At 69.4% G+C, this 18,028-nt stretch carries 12 protein-coding genes; 4 read left to right on the top strand and 8 right to left on the bottom strand.

Annotation, left to right across the window (positions count from 1 at the left end; genetic code table 11):
- Window positions 1-88 precede the first annotated feature (88 nt).
- The 4 genes from rsmG (at window position 89) to ON41_RS01230 (ending at window position 4,845) form a co-directional block, all read left to right on the top strand.
- On the top strand, window positions 89-832 hold the full coding sequence (rsmG, locus tag ON41_RS01245) for a 16S rRNA (guanine(527)-N(7))-methyltransferase RsmG (RefSeq protein ID WP_083905046.1): 744 nt from the start codon (window positions 89-91) through the stop codon (window positions 830-832).
- 1,082 nt (window positions 833-1,914) lie between these two features.
- Window positions 1,915-2,874 carry a ParA family protein gene (locus ON41_RS01240; RefSeq protein WP_373281308.1) on the top strand — a complete coding sequence of 320 codons (960 nt, stop codon included), beginning with the start codon at window positions 1,915-1,917 and terminating at the stop codon, window positions 2,872-2,874.
- Between the two features lie 4 nt (window positions 2,875-2,878).
- Window positions 2,879-3,880: a ParB/RepB/Spo0J family partition protein gene (locus ON41_RS01235; RefSeq protein WP_040744245.1), complete on the top strand. Its 1,002-nt coding sequence runs from the start codon at window positions 2,879-2,881 to the stop codon at window positions 3,878-3,880.
- A 224-nt stretch (window positions 3,881-4,104) separates the two neighbouring features.
- Window positions 4,105-4,845, top strand: a complete 741-nt coding sequence (locus tag ON41_RS01230) for a hypothetical protein (RefSeq protein WP_040744242.1) — start codon at window positions 4,105-4,107, stop codon at window positions 4,843-4,845.
- Between the two features lie 231 nt (window positions 4,846-5,076).
- Here the strand turns inward: ON41_RS01230 and ON41_RS01225 are convergent, their stop codons facing one another.
- The 8 genes from ON41_RS01225 to ON41_RS01180 form a co-directional block, all read right to left on the bottom strand.
- Complete coding sequence (locus ON41_RS01225; protein ID WP_040744240.1) at window positions 5,077-6,276, bottom strand: N-acetylmuramoyl-L-alanine amidase; 1,200 nt, start codon at window positions 6,274-6,276, stop codon at window positions 5,077-5,079.
- A gap of 148 nt (window positions 6,277-6,424) precedes the next feature.
- Window positions 6,425-6,754, bottom strand: a complete 330-nt coding sequence (trxA, locus tag ON41_RS01220; RefSeq protein WP_040744239.1) for a thioredoxin — start codon at window positions 6,752-6,754, stop codon at window positions 6,425-6,427.
- A gap of 32 nt (window positions 6,755-6,786) precedes the next feature.
- Window positions 6,787-7,773 (bottom strand): thioredoxin-disulfide reductase, encoded by a 987-nt coding sequence (gene trxB / locus ON41_RS01215; RefSeq protein ID WP_040744237.1) that lies wholly within the window; start codon window positions 7,771-7,773, stop codon window positions 6,787-6,789.
- Window positions 7,774-7,854: 81 nt separating this feature from the next.
- Window positions 7,855-8,787, bottom strand: a complete 933-nt coding sequence (locus ON41_RS38725) for an RsmA family anti-sigma factor (RefSeq protein ID WP_051160840.1) — start codon at window positions 8,785-8,787, stop codon at window positions 7,855-7,857.
- A gap of 76 nt (window positions 8,788-8,863) precedes the next feature.
- The gene (sigM, locus tag ON41_RS01200; RefSeq protein ID WP_051160839.1) at window positions 8,864-9,460 is read right to left on the bottom strand and encodes an RNA polymerase sigma factor SigM; all 597 of its coding nucleotides are present in this window, start codon (window positions 9,458-9,460) and stop codon (window positions 8,864-8,866) included.
- Between the two features lie 242 nt (window positions 9,461-9,702).
- On the bottom strand, window positions 9,703-13,818 hold the full coding sequence (locus tag ON41_RS01195) for a murein biosynthesis integral membrane protein MurJ (RefSeq protein WP_373281307.1): 4,116 nt from the start codon (window positions 13,816-13,818) through the stop codon (window positions 9,703-9,705).
- Window positions 13,819-14,755: 937 nt separating this feature from the next.
- Window positions 14,756-17,320, bottom strand: a complete 2,565-nt coding sequence (locus tag ON41_RS01185) for a DUF6049 family protein (protein ID WP_040744233.1) — start codon at window positions 17,318-17,320, stop codon at window positions 14,756-14,758.
- Window positions 17,317-17,871, bottom strand: a complete 555-nt coding sequence (locus tag ON41_RS01180) for an NUDIX hydrolase (protein WP_063709812.1) — start codon at window positions 17,869-17,871, stop codon at window positions 17,317-17,319. The genes ON41_RS01185 and ON41_RS01180 overlap by 4 nt, the downstream gene beginning before the upstream one ends.
- Window positions 17,872-18,028 lie beyond the last annotated feature (157 nt).

The raw sequence follows: 18,028 nt of genomic DNA, 5'->3' as shown, positions 1-18,028 counted from the left end.
GTAATGCGTAGGGCCCCCGGTTCGCGGAACCGGGGGCCCTACCCTTGTGCGGGGGTCGATATGTCCCGCCGCCGCCCGATCCGGAAGGATGTTTCACGTGGAACGAGGAACCGGTGTGACCGAATCGGGGGACTCCCCTGCCCCGGGCACGGCGGCCGTCCCGGAGCCGCCCGCGACGGCGGAGCGGGTGTTCGGTGACCGCCTCCCGCTCGCCCGGCAATACTGCGCGGCGCTGGCGACCGCCGGTGTGGAGCGCGGCCTGATCGGCCCGCGCGAGGTACCCCGGCTGTGGGATCGGCACATCCTCAACTGCGCAGTACTCGGCGAGCTGATCCCGTCGGGGGCGGCGGTCGTGGATATCGGCAGCGGCGCCGGACTGCCCGGAATCCCGCTCGCCATCGCGCGTCCCGATCTCCGGGTGACATTGGTCGAGCCGCTGCTGCGCCGGACGATCTTTCTCGCCGAATTCATCGAGGAAGCCGGACTGGAGGTGACGGTGGTGCGCGGCCGGGCGGAGCAGCCGGACGTCCGCAAGGTCGCCGGCGGCGCCGATATCGTCACCTCCCGCGCGGTCGCCCCGCTGGCCAAACTCGCGAAGTGGTCGCTGCCGCTGGTGCGAGACCACGGCCGGATGCTGGCGCTCAAGGGATCCAGTGCCGCCGAGGAATTGGAGCGGGACCGTGAGGATCTCGCCCGGGTCGGCGGCGGCAATGCCGAGGTGCTCGAGTGCGGCGCCGGCATCGTCTCCCCGCCGACGGTCGTCCTGAGCGTCGAGCGCCTCCCCCGCGCCGAGCGTCGCGGCGAGCGCGGTAAGTCCAAGCGTCGTCGTTAGTCGAGTCTTCCCTGAGCCGCCGTCGCCTTCGGTTCTGAACCGGGCGAGGGCGGCTCGCTTGTTTCACATGAAACATGGCCGACTGAGTGAGCGTTGGGTGCTGGGGCTCTCGTAGGTGTGAGTCGTAGACGGTGATTGGGATGTCCGCCGTTCGCGGTCGATGTTTCATGTGAAACACGGCGGGGTCCGCCTCCCGCCCTCCCATCCGCCCCCTTCTGCTCTCCCCTCTCCCTCTCATCCCGTCCCCCTTTTGCCCTCTCCCCTTGTCCGTCCCGTCTCGTCGCCCCTTTGTCCCGTCCGTCTGCCCTCACTTCGTCTCACTCCTTCTGTCTCCGCACCCCTCGTTGTCCGCTCTCCGTCCGCCCGGCTCTCCGTCCGCCCGGCTCTCCGTCCGCCCGGCTCTCCGTCCGCTCCGCTCCTCTTCGCTCTCTTCCCTTCTCCTCCTTCCTTCTCGTCTCTCGCCTTTTGTCCATGCGTTGTCCCTCGGGACGGATCCTTCGGACGCTCACTCCTGCGGGACGGTGTCGCATCGGGCACGTGGTTTCACATGAAACATGGCGGCCGATCGTCGTGCGCTACTGAGGAAGTCGATGCGGCGCGCGCGGTCCCGTGTGTAGGCCCGAGTCTCTGTCGCATCGACTTCCTCACGGTCCGGGTGGGCGTCGTTTCATGTGAAACATGAAGAGTCGGTGGGGGTGCCGCGGCTCAGCTGTTTCACATGAAACATGGATGCCGCTGCCCCGCTCCCCTTCGAACAGACGGCGCGGAGGCGTCCGGAGGTCGCCGAAAGGGCTTCCGGACAAGAAACTTTGCGTGTTGGGGTGTGATCGCAGCGGTTCAACTTCCGTAATGCGTTCGGGGCTGGCAAGCTAGGTGTCATCGAGCGTGAGCGCAGATTCGCGGTGCCTACAGGCCGCCAGGATGGGCATCGGACTCGATTTCCGTCGCGCGGCGCTTCGTTTGCTCGAGCCGATGCGGCGCTGACGCTGCTTGGCACGTGTCTGAAGTTCTCGGGGTTAGGAGCCTGTATGTCGAACGGTCCGGCGAATGTTTCACGGGAAACAACGTCGCGCGTGCCCGGAATGCTGGACGGAAGCGGCTTCGATCTGGATGAGCTCGGTCGTCCGTACGGGAGCATCACCGCCGACACGCCCATAGCGGCGGAGGCGCAGCGTGCGAGTCAGGTACTGCATCCTGGTTCGATGACCATCCCCAAGCCGCGTGAGCAACGCATCATCACCATCGCGAATCAGAAGGGTGGTGTCGGCAAGACCACGACCGCCGTGAATCTTGCTGCCGCGCTGGCGCTACAGGGGATGACCGTGCTGGTCATCGATCTCGATCCGCAGGGCAACGCCAGTACGGCGATGGGCGTCGAACATCATTCCGGCGTCCCCTCCAGCTACGAACTTCTCATCGGCGAGGTCTCCGTCCAGGAGGCGATCCAGCGCAGCCCCCACAACGAGCGGCTGCTGTGCATCCCGGCCACTATCGACCTGGCCGGCGCCGAGATCGAACTCGTCTCCATGGTGGCTCGCGAGGGTCGCCTCAAGGCGGCGATCCAGGACGCGAATCTGGCCGGCTACGACATCGACTACGTGATGATCGACTGCCCGCCCTCACTCGGCCTGCTCACCGTGAACGCGATGGTGGCCGCCAAGGAGGTGCTGATCCCGATCCAGTGCGAGTACTACGCGCTGGAGGGTGTGGGGCAGCTGATCCGGAATATCGGTCTGGTGCAGGCGCATCTGAATCCGGAGCTGCACGTGTCGACCGTCGTCCTCACGATGTACGACGGGCGCACCAAGCTCGCGGATCAGGTCGCCGAGGAGGTGCGCGGGCACTTCGGGGATGTGGTGCTGCGCTCGGTGATCCCCCGGAGCGTCAAGGTTTCGGAGGCGCCGGGGTACGGCATGACGGTCCTGGATTACGATCCGGGTTCCCGTGGTGCGATGAGTTATCTGGATGCGGGCCGCGAGATGGCCGCCCGGAGTGCTGTGGTGGGCACAGCTGGTGGAGTGAACGAGGAAAGGGGCCGGTGAGCCGATGAGTCAGGCGAAGAAGGGCGGATTGGGGCGCGGTCTCGCCGCGTTGATCCCGACCGGGCCGACCGATGTGCAGGGGCTCGGAAGCGCCGCCGCGAATGCCGTCATCGGCCTGGATCCGATCGGCCCGCATCCGGCGTCGGCGTATCTGCATCGGGTCCCCGATCCCGCCGACGGGCCCGATGCCGGCGCCGTCTACCGCGAGATCCCGCCGGACCAGATCGAGCCGAATCCCAAGCAGCCGCGCCAGGTCTTCGAGGAGGACGCCCTCGACGAACTGATCCATTCCGTCCGCGAATTCGGCCTCATGCAGCCGATCGTGGTGCGGCTGCTGGAGTCCTCCCCTACCCCGCGGTATCAGCTCGTCATGGGCGAGCGTCGCTGGCGTGCATGCCAGCAGGCGGAGCTGGAGACCATCCCGGCCATCGTCCGGGAGACCACCGACGACGCGATGCTGCGCGACGCCCTGCTGGAGAACATCCACCGGGTGCAGCTCAACCCGCTCGAAGAGGCGGCGGCCTATCAGCAGCTGCTCGAGGAATTCGGCGTCACCCACGAGGAACTGGCGACCAAGATCGGCCGGTCCCGGCCGGTTGTCACGAATATGATCCGCCTGCTGAAGTTACCGATCCCGGTCCAGCGGCGAGTCGCGGCCGGCGTGCTCTCCGCCGGGCATGCCCGCGCACTGCTCGGCCTGGAGTCCGGCGCCGAGGCGCAGGAAAAGCTGGCGGAACGGATTGTCGCCGAAGGCCTCTCGGTCCGCGCCACCGAGGAGGCGGTCACCCTCGCCAACCGGTACCCGGATGAGGAGAAGGATCGCCGTCCCGCCGAGCGCAAGCCGGTCCAGATGCCCGGCCTGGATCGATTGGCCGAGCGGTTGGCCGATTCGTTCGACACTCGCGTCACGGTGAGTATGGGTAAGAAAAAAGGCAAGATCGTCGTCGAATTCGGCGATCTCGCCGATCTGGAACGCATCGTGAAGATGATGGAGCAGCAGGGCTAGAACGACGAGTGATCGCGGCCGAAAACCGCGTTATCACCGGAGATACCTAGGCCCGGCGGCGAAACGTCACTGTGACAGTGGCGTGGGTGCCGCGCTGCGATCCTGATGGACAGCACTGCTATCGGAAATGAGGCGGTTCGCTTGATCGCTTATTCTTGCTGGCGAGTAGATATTGATGCGGCGTGAGTGTGGATGAATCGGAAAGCTGGAGGCTGAGTAGAGCGGTGTCGACCAGCGTTACCGCACTGACCCTCGGCGGACTCGACAACCTGCCCGCACACGCCCGGCGGTGCGTGTTCTGGGAGATCGATCCGGCCGTGGCGGCGGACTCTCGCGAATTCAGCGACCCGGTCTTCGAGAAGGAGGCCTGGCTGTCCACCGTCATGCTCGAATGGGGGTCGTGCGGTCAGGTCGCTCTGATCGACGGGCAGGCGGCGGGCTGTGCCCTGTATTCGCCGCCGAGCGTGGTGCCGCGGGCGGCGTTGTTCCCGACGTCACCCGTGAGCCCGGACGCCGTCCTGCTGACCACGCTGCGGTCCGAATTCCCCTACCAGGACGGTGAGGTCGCCGCCCGGCTGATTCAGGCCGTGGTCAACGATCTGGTGCGGCGTGGCGTGCGCGCCATCGAGGCGTTCGGCATCCGCAAGGACCCGGCGGCGACCGCACTGTCCACGCGGTCGGTCCGGTCGATGTTCCTGCTGGAGCGAATCGACTCACCCGCGCAGGGGGCGCCGTCCGCGCCCCGGCATCGGGCCGATTCGGCGTGCTCCCCCGAGAGCTGCATGATCGATGCCGACTTCCTGGAGGACGTCGGGTTCACCGTCGTCGCGCCGCACCACCGCTTCCCGCGGCTGCGCCTGGAACTCGACAGCGATCACTTCTGGAAGGAAGACGTGGAGCACGCCCTGGATCAGCTGCTGGCGGCCGCGTCGATGGAGTCGAAGTCCCGGGTGGGCTGCCCCTGACGGTCCTTTGTTGTCCCGGCCAAAAGCGTGCCGGGACAACAAAGATGGCGTGCGGGCCAACAAGATGGCGTGCCGGGCCAACAAGAAGGCGTGCGGGCCGACAAGAAGGCGCGCGGGCCAACAAAGAGGGGTCCCGGCACGTTTTTGGCCGGGAACCCCACCGTACGAGTGGATCCCCGGCCAAAAGCATGCCGCGAAACGGGGAGGCGGGGGGTTGGGGTGAGCCGGGAACTACATCCGGTCGGCGGCGGCCAGTTCCTCGGCGAGCAACTCGGCGAAGGTGTAGGTGCCGGTGGGCTGGTCGTCCTGGCCGAGCAGGTACAGGCGCTTGACCGAGATGAGGATGGCCTCGGCGATGACGTCGCGCATGCGCGGGTTGGTGAGTACCGAGGCGTCGTATTCGTTTGTCAGGTAACCGATGTCGACCTGGACCGTCGGCATCTTGGTGAGGCGCAGCAGATCCCAGGTGCGCGAATGCGTGCGGCAGTCCTGCAGGGAGGTGCGGGCCACGATCTCGCGCTGGATGAAGCCGGCCAGCACCTGCCCGATCATCGACACCGAACCGTGTGAGTTGCCGAAGTGAAAGCTGGCGATGCCGTTGGCCAGATGGCTCGGATTCGCCGCGCAGCGCAGGGAGATCATGAGATCCGCGTCGAAAGTGTTGGAGGTCTCGGCGCGTTCGGCATCCGACGGATTGGCGCCCCAGGGCCGCGAGAGGAAGGTCTCCATGCCCGTGGCGGCCATGCGGCCCTCCAGCCGGCTGGCGAGATCCCAGAGGATCTCCGACTCGTAGACGTCGCCGAATTCGGTGGGAACGGCGAAACCCTTGTCGGGGCCGCCCATTCCGGGATCGATGACGATCCGCTTACCGGTCAGCTGCGGGCCGGCGCGGTGCACGACCTCCTCCTCGGCGATCCGGTGCGGATTGCCGCCGGTGACGCGGGCGCCGAGCAGATCCAGCGAGCGCAGCGTGTCGGGGCCGCAGATACCGTCGGACGACAGCCCGATCTCGCGCTGGAACGCGGTGAGCCCGTCGTGGGTGTGCGGGCCGAAATAGCCGTCCACGCGGTGCACGTAGAAACCGAGGTCCTGTAGGCGGCGCTGCAGCGTGGCCACGTCGTCGCCGTACAGCGGCGCGGACAGCTGATAGATCAGCGTGCGCGCGCCGAGCCGGTAGGACGCCTCCTTGAGTGCCCGATACGTGGCCGGGCCGACGACTCCGTCGACCAGCAGTCCGCGATGCTGCTGGAATGCGCGGACCGCCGAATCGAGGTCGTGATCGAAAACGGCGTCGGAATCCTTCCAGTACTCCCCGTTTACGTCCGACCGGTCGGTCCCGTTGGGGCGAAAATGGAAAAATCCGAGACTTGCCAGGGTGCTCCGAACCTCAGCGACGGCTGGTCCGCTGTCGCCATGACGAAGTCGGTGCATGCGTGAGAGCCCTTTCCTTCCGCCAACCCGGGGTACCCACTCATGCGACGGCTCACACCCTCGCACGACCGGAGCGTCGCTCGATTGTCTCAGACCCGGACCGATTTTCGGCAATCCGCCCGGGTGCAGAGATCCTAACCCCGGCGGGTCAGATAACACCCTCGAGTTCGCGCAGCAGGGCGGCTTTGCCCTTTGCGCCGACGATCCGCTTGGTCTCCTGGCCCCCGGAGAACAGGATCATCGTAGGCAACGACAGAATGCCGTAGTCCTTCGAGGTCTCCGGATTGGCGTCGGCGTCGACCTTCGCGATGGTCAGCTTGTCGCCGTGGGATGCGGCGATCTCCTCGAGCACAGGGGCGACCATCTTGCAGGGACCGCACCAGGACGCCCAGAAATCGACGAGCACCGGCTTGTCGCTGCCCAGGACGTCCTGGGCGAACGTGGCGTCGGTGACGGTCTTGGTGGCGGTATCGGACATGGTCGTACTCCTCGAACTCGAAACGAGAGGGATCAGTTGGCGGACACTTCGACCGGACGGTCGGCGTGGTCCAGGGTGTTCGACGTGATGTCGCCCTGCTCGGACAGCCACCGCTCGGCGTCGATGGCCGCGCGGCAACCGGTTCCGGCGGCGGTGATGGCCTGGCGGTAGATGTGGTCGACCAGGTCGCCGGCGGCGAAGACGCCCTCGGCCGAGGTGGCGGTCGTGGGCTGGGTGACCAGCACGTAGCCCTCGTCGTCCAGATCGACCTGACCACGCACGAGTTCGCTGCGCGGGTCGTGGCCGATGGCGACGAACAGGCCCGTGGCGGGGAGTTCGGAGGTCTCGCCGGTCTTGGTGTCGCGCAGGGTAAGTCCGGTCACGCTGTTCTCGCCGTGCACCTCGACGACCTCGGCGTTCAGGCGGAAGCGGATCTTCTCGTTGCTCTTGGCGCGCTCCAGCATGATGCGCGAGGCGCGGAACTCCTCGCGGCGGTGCACGATGGTGACGCTCGCGGCGAATTTGGTGAGGAAGGTCGCCTCCTCCATCGCCGAGTCGCCGCCGCCGACGACCACGATGTCCTGGCCCTTGAAGAAGAAGCCGTCGCAGGTGGCGCAGGCGCTGACGCCGCGGCCGAGCAGCCGCTGCTCGCCCGGGACGTCGAGGTAGCGGGCGGCCGAACCCATGGCGAGGACGATCGCGTACGCCTGGTACGTCTCGCCGCCGACCGTGACGGACTTGATCGGGCCGGAGAGGTCGATCGCCTCGACGTCCTCGGTGCGGATATCGGCGCCGAAACGCTTGGCCTGCTCGCGCATCTCCTCCATGAGGTCCGGGCCCATGATGCCCTCGCGGAAGCCGGGGAAGTTCTCCACCTCGGTGGTCGTCATCAGCGCGCCACCGAATTGGGTGCCTTCGAACAGCAGCGGCTCCAGTTCGGCCCGGGCCGCGTAGACGGCCGCCGTGTAGCCGGCGGGGCCGGAGCCGACGATGATCAGGTCGCGAACAGGGGTGTTCATGAGGCCCTTCCGAGGAGATGTGTCATCAGACGTGTCAATCAACAACAGGGTAAACGCTGTTGTTCCCCCGACCGGCAGCCGTCAGCCGATATCGCGCATCTCCAGCCGCTGGGCATCGCCGGGCCCGCACCCGGGACCGACGACCAGGGCGGTGATCTTCGGCGGGCGGAGGGCGGTGAGCAGTATCACCACCGCCGGACGGCCCTGATAGGTGAAGTCCATGGACCCCAGGACCGTGCGGTCGATACCCGCGGCGGCGGTGACGCAGCCGGCCAGCGCGCCCGGCGCGCCGAGCGGTCCGGAGACGTCGTTGCGGCCCAGCGCGCTCAGCAGGACCGCGTCGGTCGGGTCGCCGCCCGGATGGGGTGCGCCGGTCTGCTTGGTGGGGAACGCATTCGGGATGGTGTCGCGGCCGCGGACGGCATCCACGGCGACCACCGTGCCGGCGATGACGGCGACGGCCGCGGCCGCCAGGGTGAGCCAGCGCAGGGGACGCGAACGGCGGGCGGCGAGGCGGATCGGCTCGGCCGGGTCGGCGTTGTCCTCGTCCTCCTCGGGAACCGCTGCCATCGGGCGGGTGGACGGGGCCGAGTCGCCGGAGCCCTCCGGTGCGGGGCCGTACGGCAGGTGGTGCACGGTGGCCACCTGGTCGCCGGTCGGGAGGTCGGCGGGATGGTCGCCCTGGGCGAGATCGTCGAGTAAGCGGTCGAGGCGAGCACTCACATCCGGCGGAATCGGGTGCAGGACGTGCGAATCCCGGCCCAGGGCCTGCAGTTCGGCGGTGACGTCGTCGAGGGAACGCAGGAAACGCAGCGATTCCGGATCCTCACGGACCTGGGGCCAGAGTCGGCCGGACAGCTCCGGGGCCACGTTGTCGGCGTGGAGATCGGCCAGCAGGTCGGTCGAGAAGGGAGGTTGGGGCACCGAGCGGGATGCCATCGCGCCTCCTGTGTCGTCCTCGCTGTCCCACGCCCCGGGCCGGTGCCGCCGGGCGGCTTCGCCCTTGTCGTCCATCGCCTCTCCGGGTCGGGCCTGCTGTGGTGTGTACCCGCGGATGTTTTTGTTCGTCTCTAGTAATGACGCATCTCAACTACTTCCGGTTCCCCGGATCCTGCAGGAATTCCAATTCTTGCTGCAACCGTTTGCGTCCCCGGGAGCAGCGGCTCTTGATCGTCCCCTCGGCGACGCCCAGCAATCGCGCCGCCTCCGCAACGGTATACCCCTCCATGTCGATCGCGACCAGCGCGGCGCGCTGGTCGTCGGGCAATCCGAACAGCGCGGCGTCGACGACCATCGACATCTCCCGGTGCGCGATGTCGTCGCGCTCGTCGGCGGGTTCGGCGACGGTCTCGTCCGACAGCGAGATGCTGTAGCGAGACTTGTTGCGCCGCATGCGGTCCAGGCAGGCGTTGACGACGATGCGGTGCAGCCAGCTGCGGACCTCCGCGTCGCCGCGGAAGGCGGCGGCGTTGCGGTGCGCCGAGAGCAGCGCGTCCTGCAGGCAGTCCGCGGCGTCCTCCGACGTGCGGCAGGTACGCAGGGCCAACTGCCACAGATGGTTGTGGTGGCGGTGGAACAGCACCCGGAAGGCGTCGCGGTCGCCGGCTACGTGCGCCGCGAGCAACTGGCGGTCGGTGGCCTCGTCGAGCGGGAGCGATCGGGTCCGGGCAGCAGGTGGTTCGGACATCCCCCCGTTGGACCGCTCGACCGCATCAAACGACAACACATACCCCTAGGATTCAGCGCTCTCGAGCTCGCTCACAGCGGCGCTACGCCCCGATCGGAACGGCACCACACAATTCGCGTCATCCAGGACCGAAGTATCAGATCCCGGGAAGCTCCCCTGCTGAGAGCGCGCTGTGAATCATATCGGCTGCCTCGAACGAGCAGCAACCAGAGACGGAAATACGAGAATCGGCTTCGGGCGCGTCAGGGCGCGGCGTCGAAACGGATGTCGGCGATCGACGTCTGGAACTGGCCTCCGGAATTGGCCAGGGAGGTGATCCAGACCAGCACGTAACGGGCGGGCTGGTCGGCACGGAGCGGAATGTCGGTGGCGCCGTCGGCCAGGGTGGCCTGGCCGATCAGCTGCGTCTGGTCGAGCGTGGGCGTGGCGGTCGGCGAGGTGCGGACCTCGACGACCGTGCCCGGACTGGGTGACTCGATGGTCACCTTGTTCAGCTTGCTGGGACTGCCCAGCGTCGAGACGACCCCCACGCCCTTCTTGAGCGCGGGGAACTGCTGGAAGTACTGGTCGGTGTGCCACACCGTGGTGGGGTTGCCATCCAGCACCGCCGAGATCGTGCCGGGACTGTCCGGGGTGCCCTCCGGGGAGAACACCGTCGCACTGGTCGGGCGCACGGGGACCCCGCCGCCGGTCGCCGCGGGCGGCTCCGACGAACCCTGGGTCGGGTTCACCGGAGCGACGTTCGCGGTGGTGAGACCGAGCTTGCGCTGCTCGTTCAGGGGCGCGTCGGAGCTGCTCGGCGCGAAGATGCTCAGCAGCCACCAGATGATCACGCCGACGACCAGCGCCGCGAGGACGCCCAGGCCGACGAGGATCCACATCATCCGCTGCGACCGCTCCTTCTCCTGCGCGAGCAGTTCCGGATCGGCCAGCGACTCGTCCGGCGCGCTCGTCGCGCGCTGGCCCAGCCGCAGCACCGGGATGAAGTCGGTCTTCTGATCGACCACCGACGCCTGCTCCAGCACGTGCTGGACGGTCGCGGCCGTGCGCACGCCCTTGTTCGACTCCAGCGAGCGCACCGCGACCGCGGAGATCTCGAACGGCGTCTCGGGGCGAATCTGCCGCGGCTCCACCGGAGTTCCGTCGGAGCCGAAATCGGCCAGCCGCAGCCCGCCGACCGTCGCGGCCGCGCCGCTCACCCCGCCCGTGCGGATGGGCCAGCGGGCGGTGATCAGCGCGTACAGCATCGCGCCGAGGCCGCGTACGTCGGACTGGGCGTCCGAATCCGCCAGGGTGCCCGGGAAGGCGAGGACCGCGTCGCCCGAGGCGCTGATGCGCACCCGGTCCGGGTCGTCGATCGATAGCGAACCGCCGCCGCGATGGGCGAGTTCGGCCGCGGCCGCCAGCGCCCGGATCGAGCGCGCGGCGCCGATCGGCGACGGCCGCGTCTCGGCCATCTCGCGCAGCGATCTGCCCGGCGTCCACTCGGCCACCACGATGCCGCCCGAACTGCCGCGGACCACGTCGAGGACGCGGGCCAGGCCCGGCGAGTTGATCCGGCCCAGGCGCAGTGTGCGGGACAGGATCGCCTGCGGGCCGTCGTGGCCGGAGTTGTCGGCGGACTTCTGATCGGCGTCGACGAAGGTCAACGCGACCTCGCGGTCCAGCTTCACGTCCAGCGCCTGCCAGAATCGCAGGCCGCGGGCTCCGCCGTGGTCGGCCAGCAGGCGATAGCGCCCGCCCGCCACCGAGGCGCCCGGCATCAGCTTGGGGCCGCGCTGGGACCGCTTCGCCGGCGACTCGACTCGCATCGGCGGCATCTCCGGGGAACCGACCGGGGCCATCATGCCGGTGTCGTAGGCAGGGTCGCGGGGCGGCATCGACTGCTCGTCGCCGGCCGGTGGCTCCCCTTCGGCCGAATGCGCCGCGGTCAGCTCGTCGTTCGAGCCGGAGTCCGCGGTGCGATCGGCCGGGGGCTGCCCGGGCGGGACATCGTCGGTGCGCACTGCGCCTGCCGCATCGGCAGGGTCGGCGGCCGGGACGCCGCCCGCCGCGTCGTCGCTCACCCTCGTGCCTCCTTCGCCCTGGTGTGTCGAAGTTCGTTGGACCGGCGGCGCACCGGGGACGTCGCCGACTCGGCCGACCTCGGGCTCACGGGTACCGGCCCCGCGGGCGCCGGATCCGGCGTTTGCGTTTCTCTGCCGAACAGGGTACGGGAACTCGCCCGTACCGGTGCGGTCAACGGCACCGGGTCGGATAACAGGTAGGACCATGGTCTGCTGGCTGTCGAGATACGGGTCGTACTGGTAGTAGTACGGCGTCGCCGCCTCGACCCGCGGCAGCAGCATCGTGTCGCCGACGTCCACGTCCTCGTCGAGTCCGAGATCCGGCGCCGGCGGCGTGATGCCCAGGCGGCGCGAGATCGCCACGGTGATGGCCACGATCTCCGGAATGCCCGCCAGGCGCATCAGACCGAAGGCGATACCGAACATGACGATGGCGTCGACGCCGACCCGGAATATCGCGCCGAAACCGCTGTGCAGGTTCGACAGCCCGATGACCTGGTCGATGATCAGCGTGACCGCGGCGCCGGCCACCGATGCCAGCACCACCCGGGTCACCGTGCGCCCGACGTTGGCCATGCGCAGATCGCCGAGACTGCGATGCAGCAGGAAGCCGCCGATCACCGCGCCGACGGTGTACCCGAGCCCGTTCGCCACGCCGAGCACGATGACGACCTGGTCGGCCGAACTCGCGATGACCGGCGCCAGCCCGGAGAACAGGACCTTGACCGCCGTGATGCCGAGCACGATCCAGGTCGGTGTCCAGACCTGTTCGCGGGCGTAGAACACGCGCAGGTGGATCAGCACCAGGGAGTACGGGATGAGGGTGAACGCGGACCAGCTCACCGCCGTGCCGAGGCGTTCCGCGTCGCCGGCGAACCGGGCGTAGCCGAACAGCGCCTCGCCGACCTGCGGTCCCGCCATCGTCAGGAAGGTGACGACGGGGATCAACGCGATCATGGTCAGCCGGGTGGCGACGGACAGGTCGTCGACCACCGCGGGCGTGTCGTCGGCCGCCGCGTTGCGGCTCAGCCTCGGCATGATCGCGGTCAGCAGCGTGACGCCGAGGACGCCGTACGGCAGCTGCAGCAGCAGCCACGCGTTCTGGTAGATCGTCGGTCCGGCCGCGTCGGCGTGCGAGGAGATGTTGTTGGCGAAGATCAGGCCCATCTGGCTGATCAGCACGTACAGGATGATCGCGCCGCCCATGGTGCCGAACTGCTTCAGCCGTGCGTCGAGTCCCCACAGCGGCCGCAGATCGATGTTGTTGCGGCGGATGGCGGGCAGCAGGCTCACGACCTGGGTGATGACACCGGCGGTCACGCCGACGCCCAGCAGCAGCACCTTCGGATCGCTCATGCGCACCGGATCGAGGGTGATCTCGCCCGGTGTTATCGCGTAGAGGGTGAGGACGACCAGCACGATCACGTTGTTCATCACCGGCGCCCAGGCGCCCGGCTTGAACGCCTGCCGGGTGTTGAGCACGGCCGTGAGCAGCGCCGAGAGCCCGTAGAACAGGATCGACGGGAGCAGCAGATAGGTCAGTGCCGTCGTCAGCGCGGTGTTGACCTGGCCGTCGGAGGAGACGAAGACATGGGTGGCCAGCACGGGTGCGGCCGCGGTCGCCAGCACGGTGGCGACCATCAGCACCGTGAACGCCGCGGTGACCAGGCGGCGGACGAATTCCGCTCCGCCGTCCGCGTCCTCCTGTTCGGCGCGGACCAGGGTGGGTACCACGATCGCGGTGAGGACGGCGCCCAGCACCAGCTCGGCGATCATATTCGGCATCAGGCTGGCGGAGGCGAACGCACTGGCGATCGCGGGGCCGAGCACCGTCACGAGGAGTAGCTGCTTGCCGAAGCCGGTGATGCGGCTGATCAGCGTGGCGATCGCGATCGAGCCGGAGTCGCGGACGAGCCGCTGATTCGAATTCGGCGATTCGGCGACGGCGGTCTGCGCCGCGGTGCGCGGCGCCGTCCGGGTGGCGTGCGCCGGGCCGTCGGAACGGCCGGCCGCGCGCCGAGCCTCCGAACGCGATGTCCCCCCGGCGTTCTCGGGTCGCGGGATCCGCCGGGTGGGTCCGCTGGCCGGATCCGGCGGGTACGGCCGCCGTCCCGGCGGAACCGGTGTGCCCGCGGCGGGCGGCCGGCCGCGCGGCGGCGGAGCCTGCTGATCCGGATACGGCTGCGGGCCGCCGGGGCGTGCGCCGGGCGGCGGAACGGGCCCCGGCGCACCGGGGCGGCCATGGCGTGGCGGCGGCCCGCCCGGGCGAGCGCCCGGCGGAACCTGCCGCATCGGCTGACTCGGCGGCGGCATGCGCCCGTTCGGCGGCGCGGGCCGCCGGGACCCGCCCGGCGGCATCCGCCGCGGGTCGTTGGGCGGCACGCGGCGATCGAGATCCTCCGGCGGCACCCGGTAGCCGGGATCCTCGGGCGGCATGCGACGACCAGGGTCGTCGGCGGGCAAGCGATATCCCGGATCCTCCGGCGGCACCCGGCGGCCGTGGTCGTCTAGGGGCACACGGTAGCCCTGCCCCTCGGGCGGCATGTAGTCCTCGGGCACGCGATGTCCCGAGCCCTCTGGTGGCACGCGGCGGCCGAGGTCCTCGGGTGGCATCCGATAGCCCCGGCCCTCGGGCGGCATGCGGCGGCCAGGGTCCTCCGGCGGCATCCGATGTCCCAGGTCGTCGGGCGGCATGCGGCGGCCGGGATCGTCGGTGGGCATGCGATGTCCCGGGTCGTCGGGTGGCATGCGGCGGTCGAGATCCTCCGGCGGCATTCGGTAGCCGGGATCCTCGGGTGGCATGCGGCGACCGTGGTCCTCGGGTGAGGGGTAATAGCCCGGGTCGTCGGGCTGCATGCGGTAGCCGTGGTCTTCGGGTGGCATGCGGTGGCCCGGGGGGACGCGGCGCATGGCACCGCTGGGCGGGGCGTCCGGGCCGGGGGGGACCGGTGGGATCGGACCGCTCAGGGGGACGCGGCGGCGTGGGGGCGGGGATACGGGACGCATCTGCTGCGCCGGCGGGCCCTCGGGGCCGGGCGGCGGGTGCGGATTGCGTTCCCACGGGGCGGCGGGTGCGCGCCGGGGCGGCGGACCGTCGTCGGGATCGACGGGCCGAGGGCGGCTGTCGTACTCGCCGCGCTCGCTCACCATGCCCTCCGGGTCCGTAGGGCCGTGGCTAACGGAAGCGGCACATCCCCCGCGGCGATACCCGAACGGATCGCGCCGTCGCTCATGGTGCCTCCTGTTCCTGCAGCACCCGCTTCCGCGCGCGCAGGTATCGGTTCAGCCTGCGGCGCTTCCCCGGGTCCAACCCCTCGTCGGCCGGATCCGGCTGTCCCCGGAACCGGCGCCACAAACGACGACCGGCCAACAGGAACAGCAGTGCACCGGCGCATGCGGTAATTATCGCCAACGCTTGACCGTAAGCGTTGGACCGCACCGAAACCGACGTGGCGTTGCCGAGCGCGATTCCGTCGGGTGTGGTAATAGAGATCGGAATCACCAGATTGCGGGTGTCGCTGACCTGGGTGGGGATCTGGAACGACCGTGTCCCCTCCGCCGGCAGCTGCTGTTCGCCGATATCGGTGATGCTCGTCCCGCTCGGCGCGCCGATCCGGAACCGGATCCGGATGGCGACCGGCAGCTCGTTGCGCGCCACCAGCAACAGCGGACTCTGCTCCGAGGCCAGCGTGTACACCCCGCCCGGCGGCAGCACGGTGACCGAGCGATAGAGGTTGTCCATCGTCCGGGTGAGCTGGTCGATCCGGCGCTGGGCGGCGGTATCGGCCTGGAGCCCGGTGCTCGTGCGGTCCGACATGGTCAGCGTCCGGACCAGGTCGTCGCGCAGGGGTTGGACGAAGGCGCGCGGCGTCGGCTCCTGCTGCGGCACCTCGACCAGCGCGCCCAGCAGATCGGTGATGCGGCGCTGCTGCTCCTGGACGGGCGCGATGAACTGATCGGGCACTGCGGCATCGGCGGCCTCCGCGCGGTAGTCCACCTCGTACGGCTGCGGATCCGCGGGCTGCGCCATCAGATCGGTGAACGACCGGGGCGTGGCCAGCCCGTTGCGGAACAGCAGATCCAGCTGACTCAGCAGGGCGGTGGCCTCGTCGCGGCCGGCCCCCCACTGCTGCGGCGGCATCAGCAGCGCCGATCGCGGGCGGTCGGGCTGGGGATTCAGCGCCGACCACGAGACCGCGCCGAGCGCGTCCTGCATCCGGGCCGCGCGGGAATCGTTGGTGACCTCGTAACGCACCCGGTCGGGGGTGAACGGCGGCGTCGGCGGATTCGAGCCGACCGCGGCCAGCGCGGTGGCCGACCAGACGTCGAAGGTGGCCGCGTGCAGCGCGGCGTCCGGCTGCTGCGGCGCAGTGGCGGTCGGCGCCGGGGTGATACCGGGCAGGCGCACCATCTCGGGGCTCGACTCGTCGGCCGCGGCGGTGACGGCCGCGGTGCTGCGGACCGTCGCCCCCTCGGTGCGCGAGTTCGTGGAACCCGTTGCGGTACTGCGGGAATCGAGCGGCGCCACGGCATTGTCGGCGACCACGGCCGTGTGATAGCCGTGGCTCGCGAGCAGCGTGGCGCCCTCGGGATCGAGGCTTCCGGACGCGGGCAGGCCGACGCCGCGCACCGACTTGACCGACAGGATCGAGTCCACGATGTCGGCCGGCGCCTCCACCGCGCGGGCGGTCAGCACCGGATCCTGCACGGCGGCCAGCGCACCGATGTCGACCTGCGCGAACGGCAGCGCCACCGTGCACAGCGAGGGCGCCAGCGTGCGCAACCGCTCCAACCAGTTCTTGGCGGCGTCGGCGCCCGAGCCGTCGCGGGTGGTCCCGTCGGGATCCGACGGGCTCGCCAGCACCCGATAGCCCTGAGTCATATCCGAAACCGTCAGCAGCAGATCGGGATCGATGGCGAGACAGACGGATCCGGCCAGACCGGGGCCGCGGGTGGCGTCCCGTCCCGCCTCGGGCTGCACCGTGGATTCCAGCGCCGAGACCAGCTGGTCGAGGCGGCCGCCGGGGGCCAGCTCACCGGCCAGCTCGTCGTCGGTCAGCAACTCCTTGCCGTCGACCGAGCCGGGGATGCCGGCCATCCGCCGCGGCCGGTCGGCCAGCGGCCACATCAGCGTGGTCGCGACGGGAGAGTCGGTGGCGGCCGGAACCGCCGGGGCCCCAGGGGTCTTCGCGTCGGTGGACGTCGGCGGCAGCCCGAGCACGGGGAGCAGGAACCGGGCGTCGTCGAGGCGGGCCTGATTGCCGTACGCCGGTTGGCCGTTCACGTTCAGCAGCAGCGGATACACACCGGGATCGGTGATGTCGAGCGACGAGGTGATCGGGGTACTGCCGCTGCTGCCACGCGCTTCCTCGCGCACGGCGACGCGCAGCGTGAACTGCTTGCGCTGCCCGGGGGTCAGCCGCTCGGCGACGTCCTGGAACGGCCCGACCATGTCGTAGTTCACCTGGTCCATGTCCAGCATGGACCGCAGGCCGCTGGGATTGGTGATGGCGCTCGCCCGCTGGAGGCGCACGCTCACGTCGTCGACGACGCGATCGCCGATATTGGTCAGCGTGCCCGTCACCGTCAGGACCGAATCACTGCTGGTGGTCACGGTATTCGGTGTCACCGAATCCAGCGTCAGCTTGAGGAATTTCGGCGACGACGCCGTCGAACCGCCGCTACCCGACGGTTCCGCGGTGGCCGGTCCGGCGAGCGGTGCGGTGAGCACCGCCAGCGCCAGCGCGATGAGCATCGGCACCAGGCGGCGTCGATGGTGACCCTCACGCGTCATTGTCTGCCGTTCTCCATCCGGTCGATCAGGCGGTTCGCGACTTCCGCCAGCCGCCGTTCGTCGGCGTAGGCGAGCCGGGTGTCGAGTTCGCTCAAAGGCACCCAGGCCACCTTGGTGACCTCGACGTCGGCGTCGGACAGTTCACCGCCCACCGACCGCATCAGATAGTGATGCACAGTCTTGTGTACCCGGCGCCCGTCGGTGACGAACCAATAGTCGATACTGCCGAGCTCGGTGACGACGACCCCGTTGATACCCGTCTCCTCCGCCACCTCGCGGACGGCGGTCTGCTCGGCGGTCTCCCCCTCCTCGATATGTCCCTTGGGCAGCGACCACAGTAACCGACCCCGGCGGTCGGTGCGCCCGATCAGGGCGGCGCTGCGCCCCTCGCGCGGACCGTCCAGGCCGTCCACCACCAGGCCGCCCGCGGAGGTCTCGCGCACGGTGCGCATGCGCGGTTTGCCCCTGCGGTTGTCCGCCGTCGCATTACCGGACGAACCGCGGCGCCGGGGTTGGCGACGTCGACTGTTCGCGCGATCGGCCGGAGACACTGCGTCAGTCTAGCTGTGTCTAATGGCGCCGCCTTCGGCGTCGCGGGTTTGCGGCGCCCGTGTGGCTCGGTTTTCGGTGGCCTCTGCTTGCTCCTTCGTCGCTTGCGCAGAGGCCACCGAAAACCGAGCCGCGCCGCAAACCGTGAGGGTTGCGGTG

Origin of the sequence: Nocardia transvalensis NBRC 15921 (genome assembly GCF_000308875.1) — a bacterium.
Taxonomy (GTDB): Bacteria; Actinomycetota; Actinomycetes; order Mycobacteriales; family Mycobacteriaceae; genus Nocardia; species Nocardia transvalensis.
Note: the sequence above shows the minus strand (reverse complement) of the source record. Positions and strands in the feature narration are given on the sequence as shown.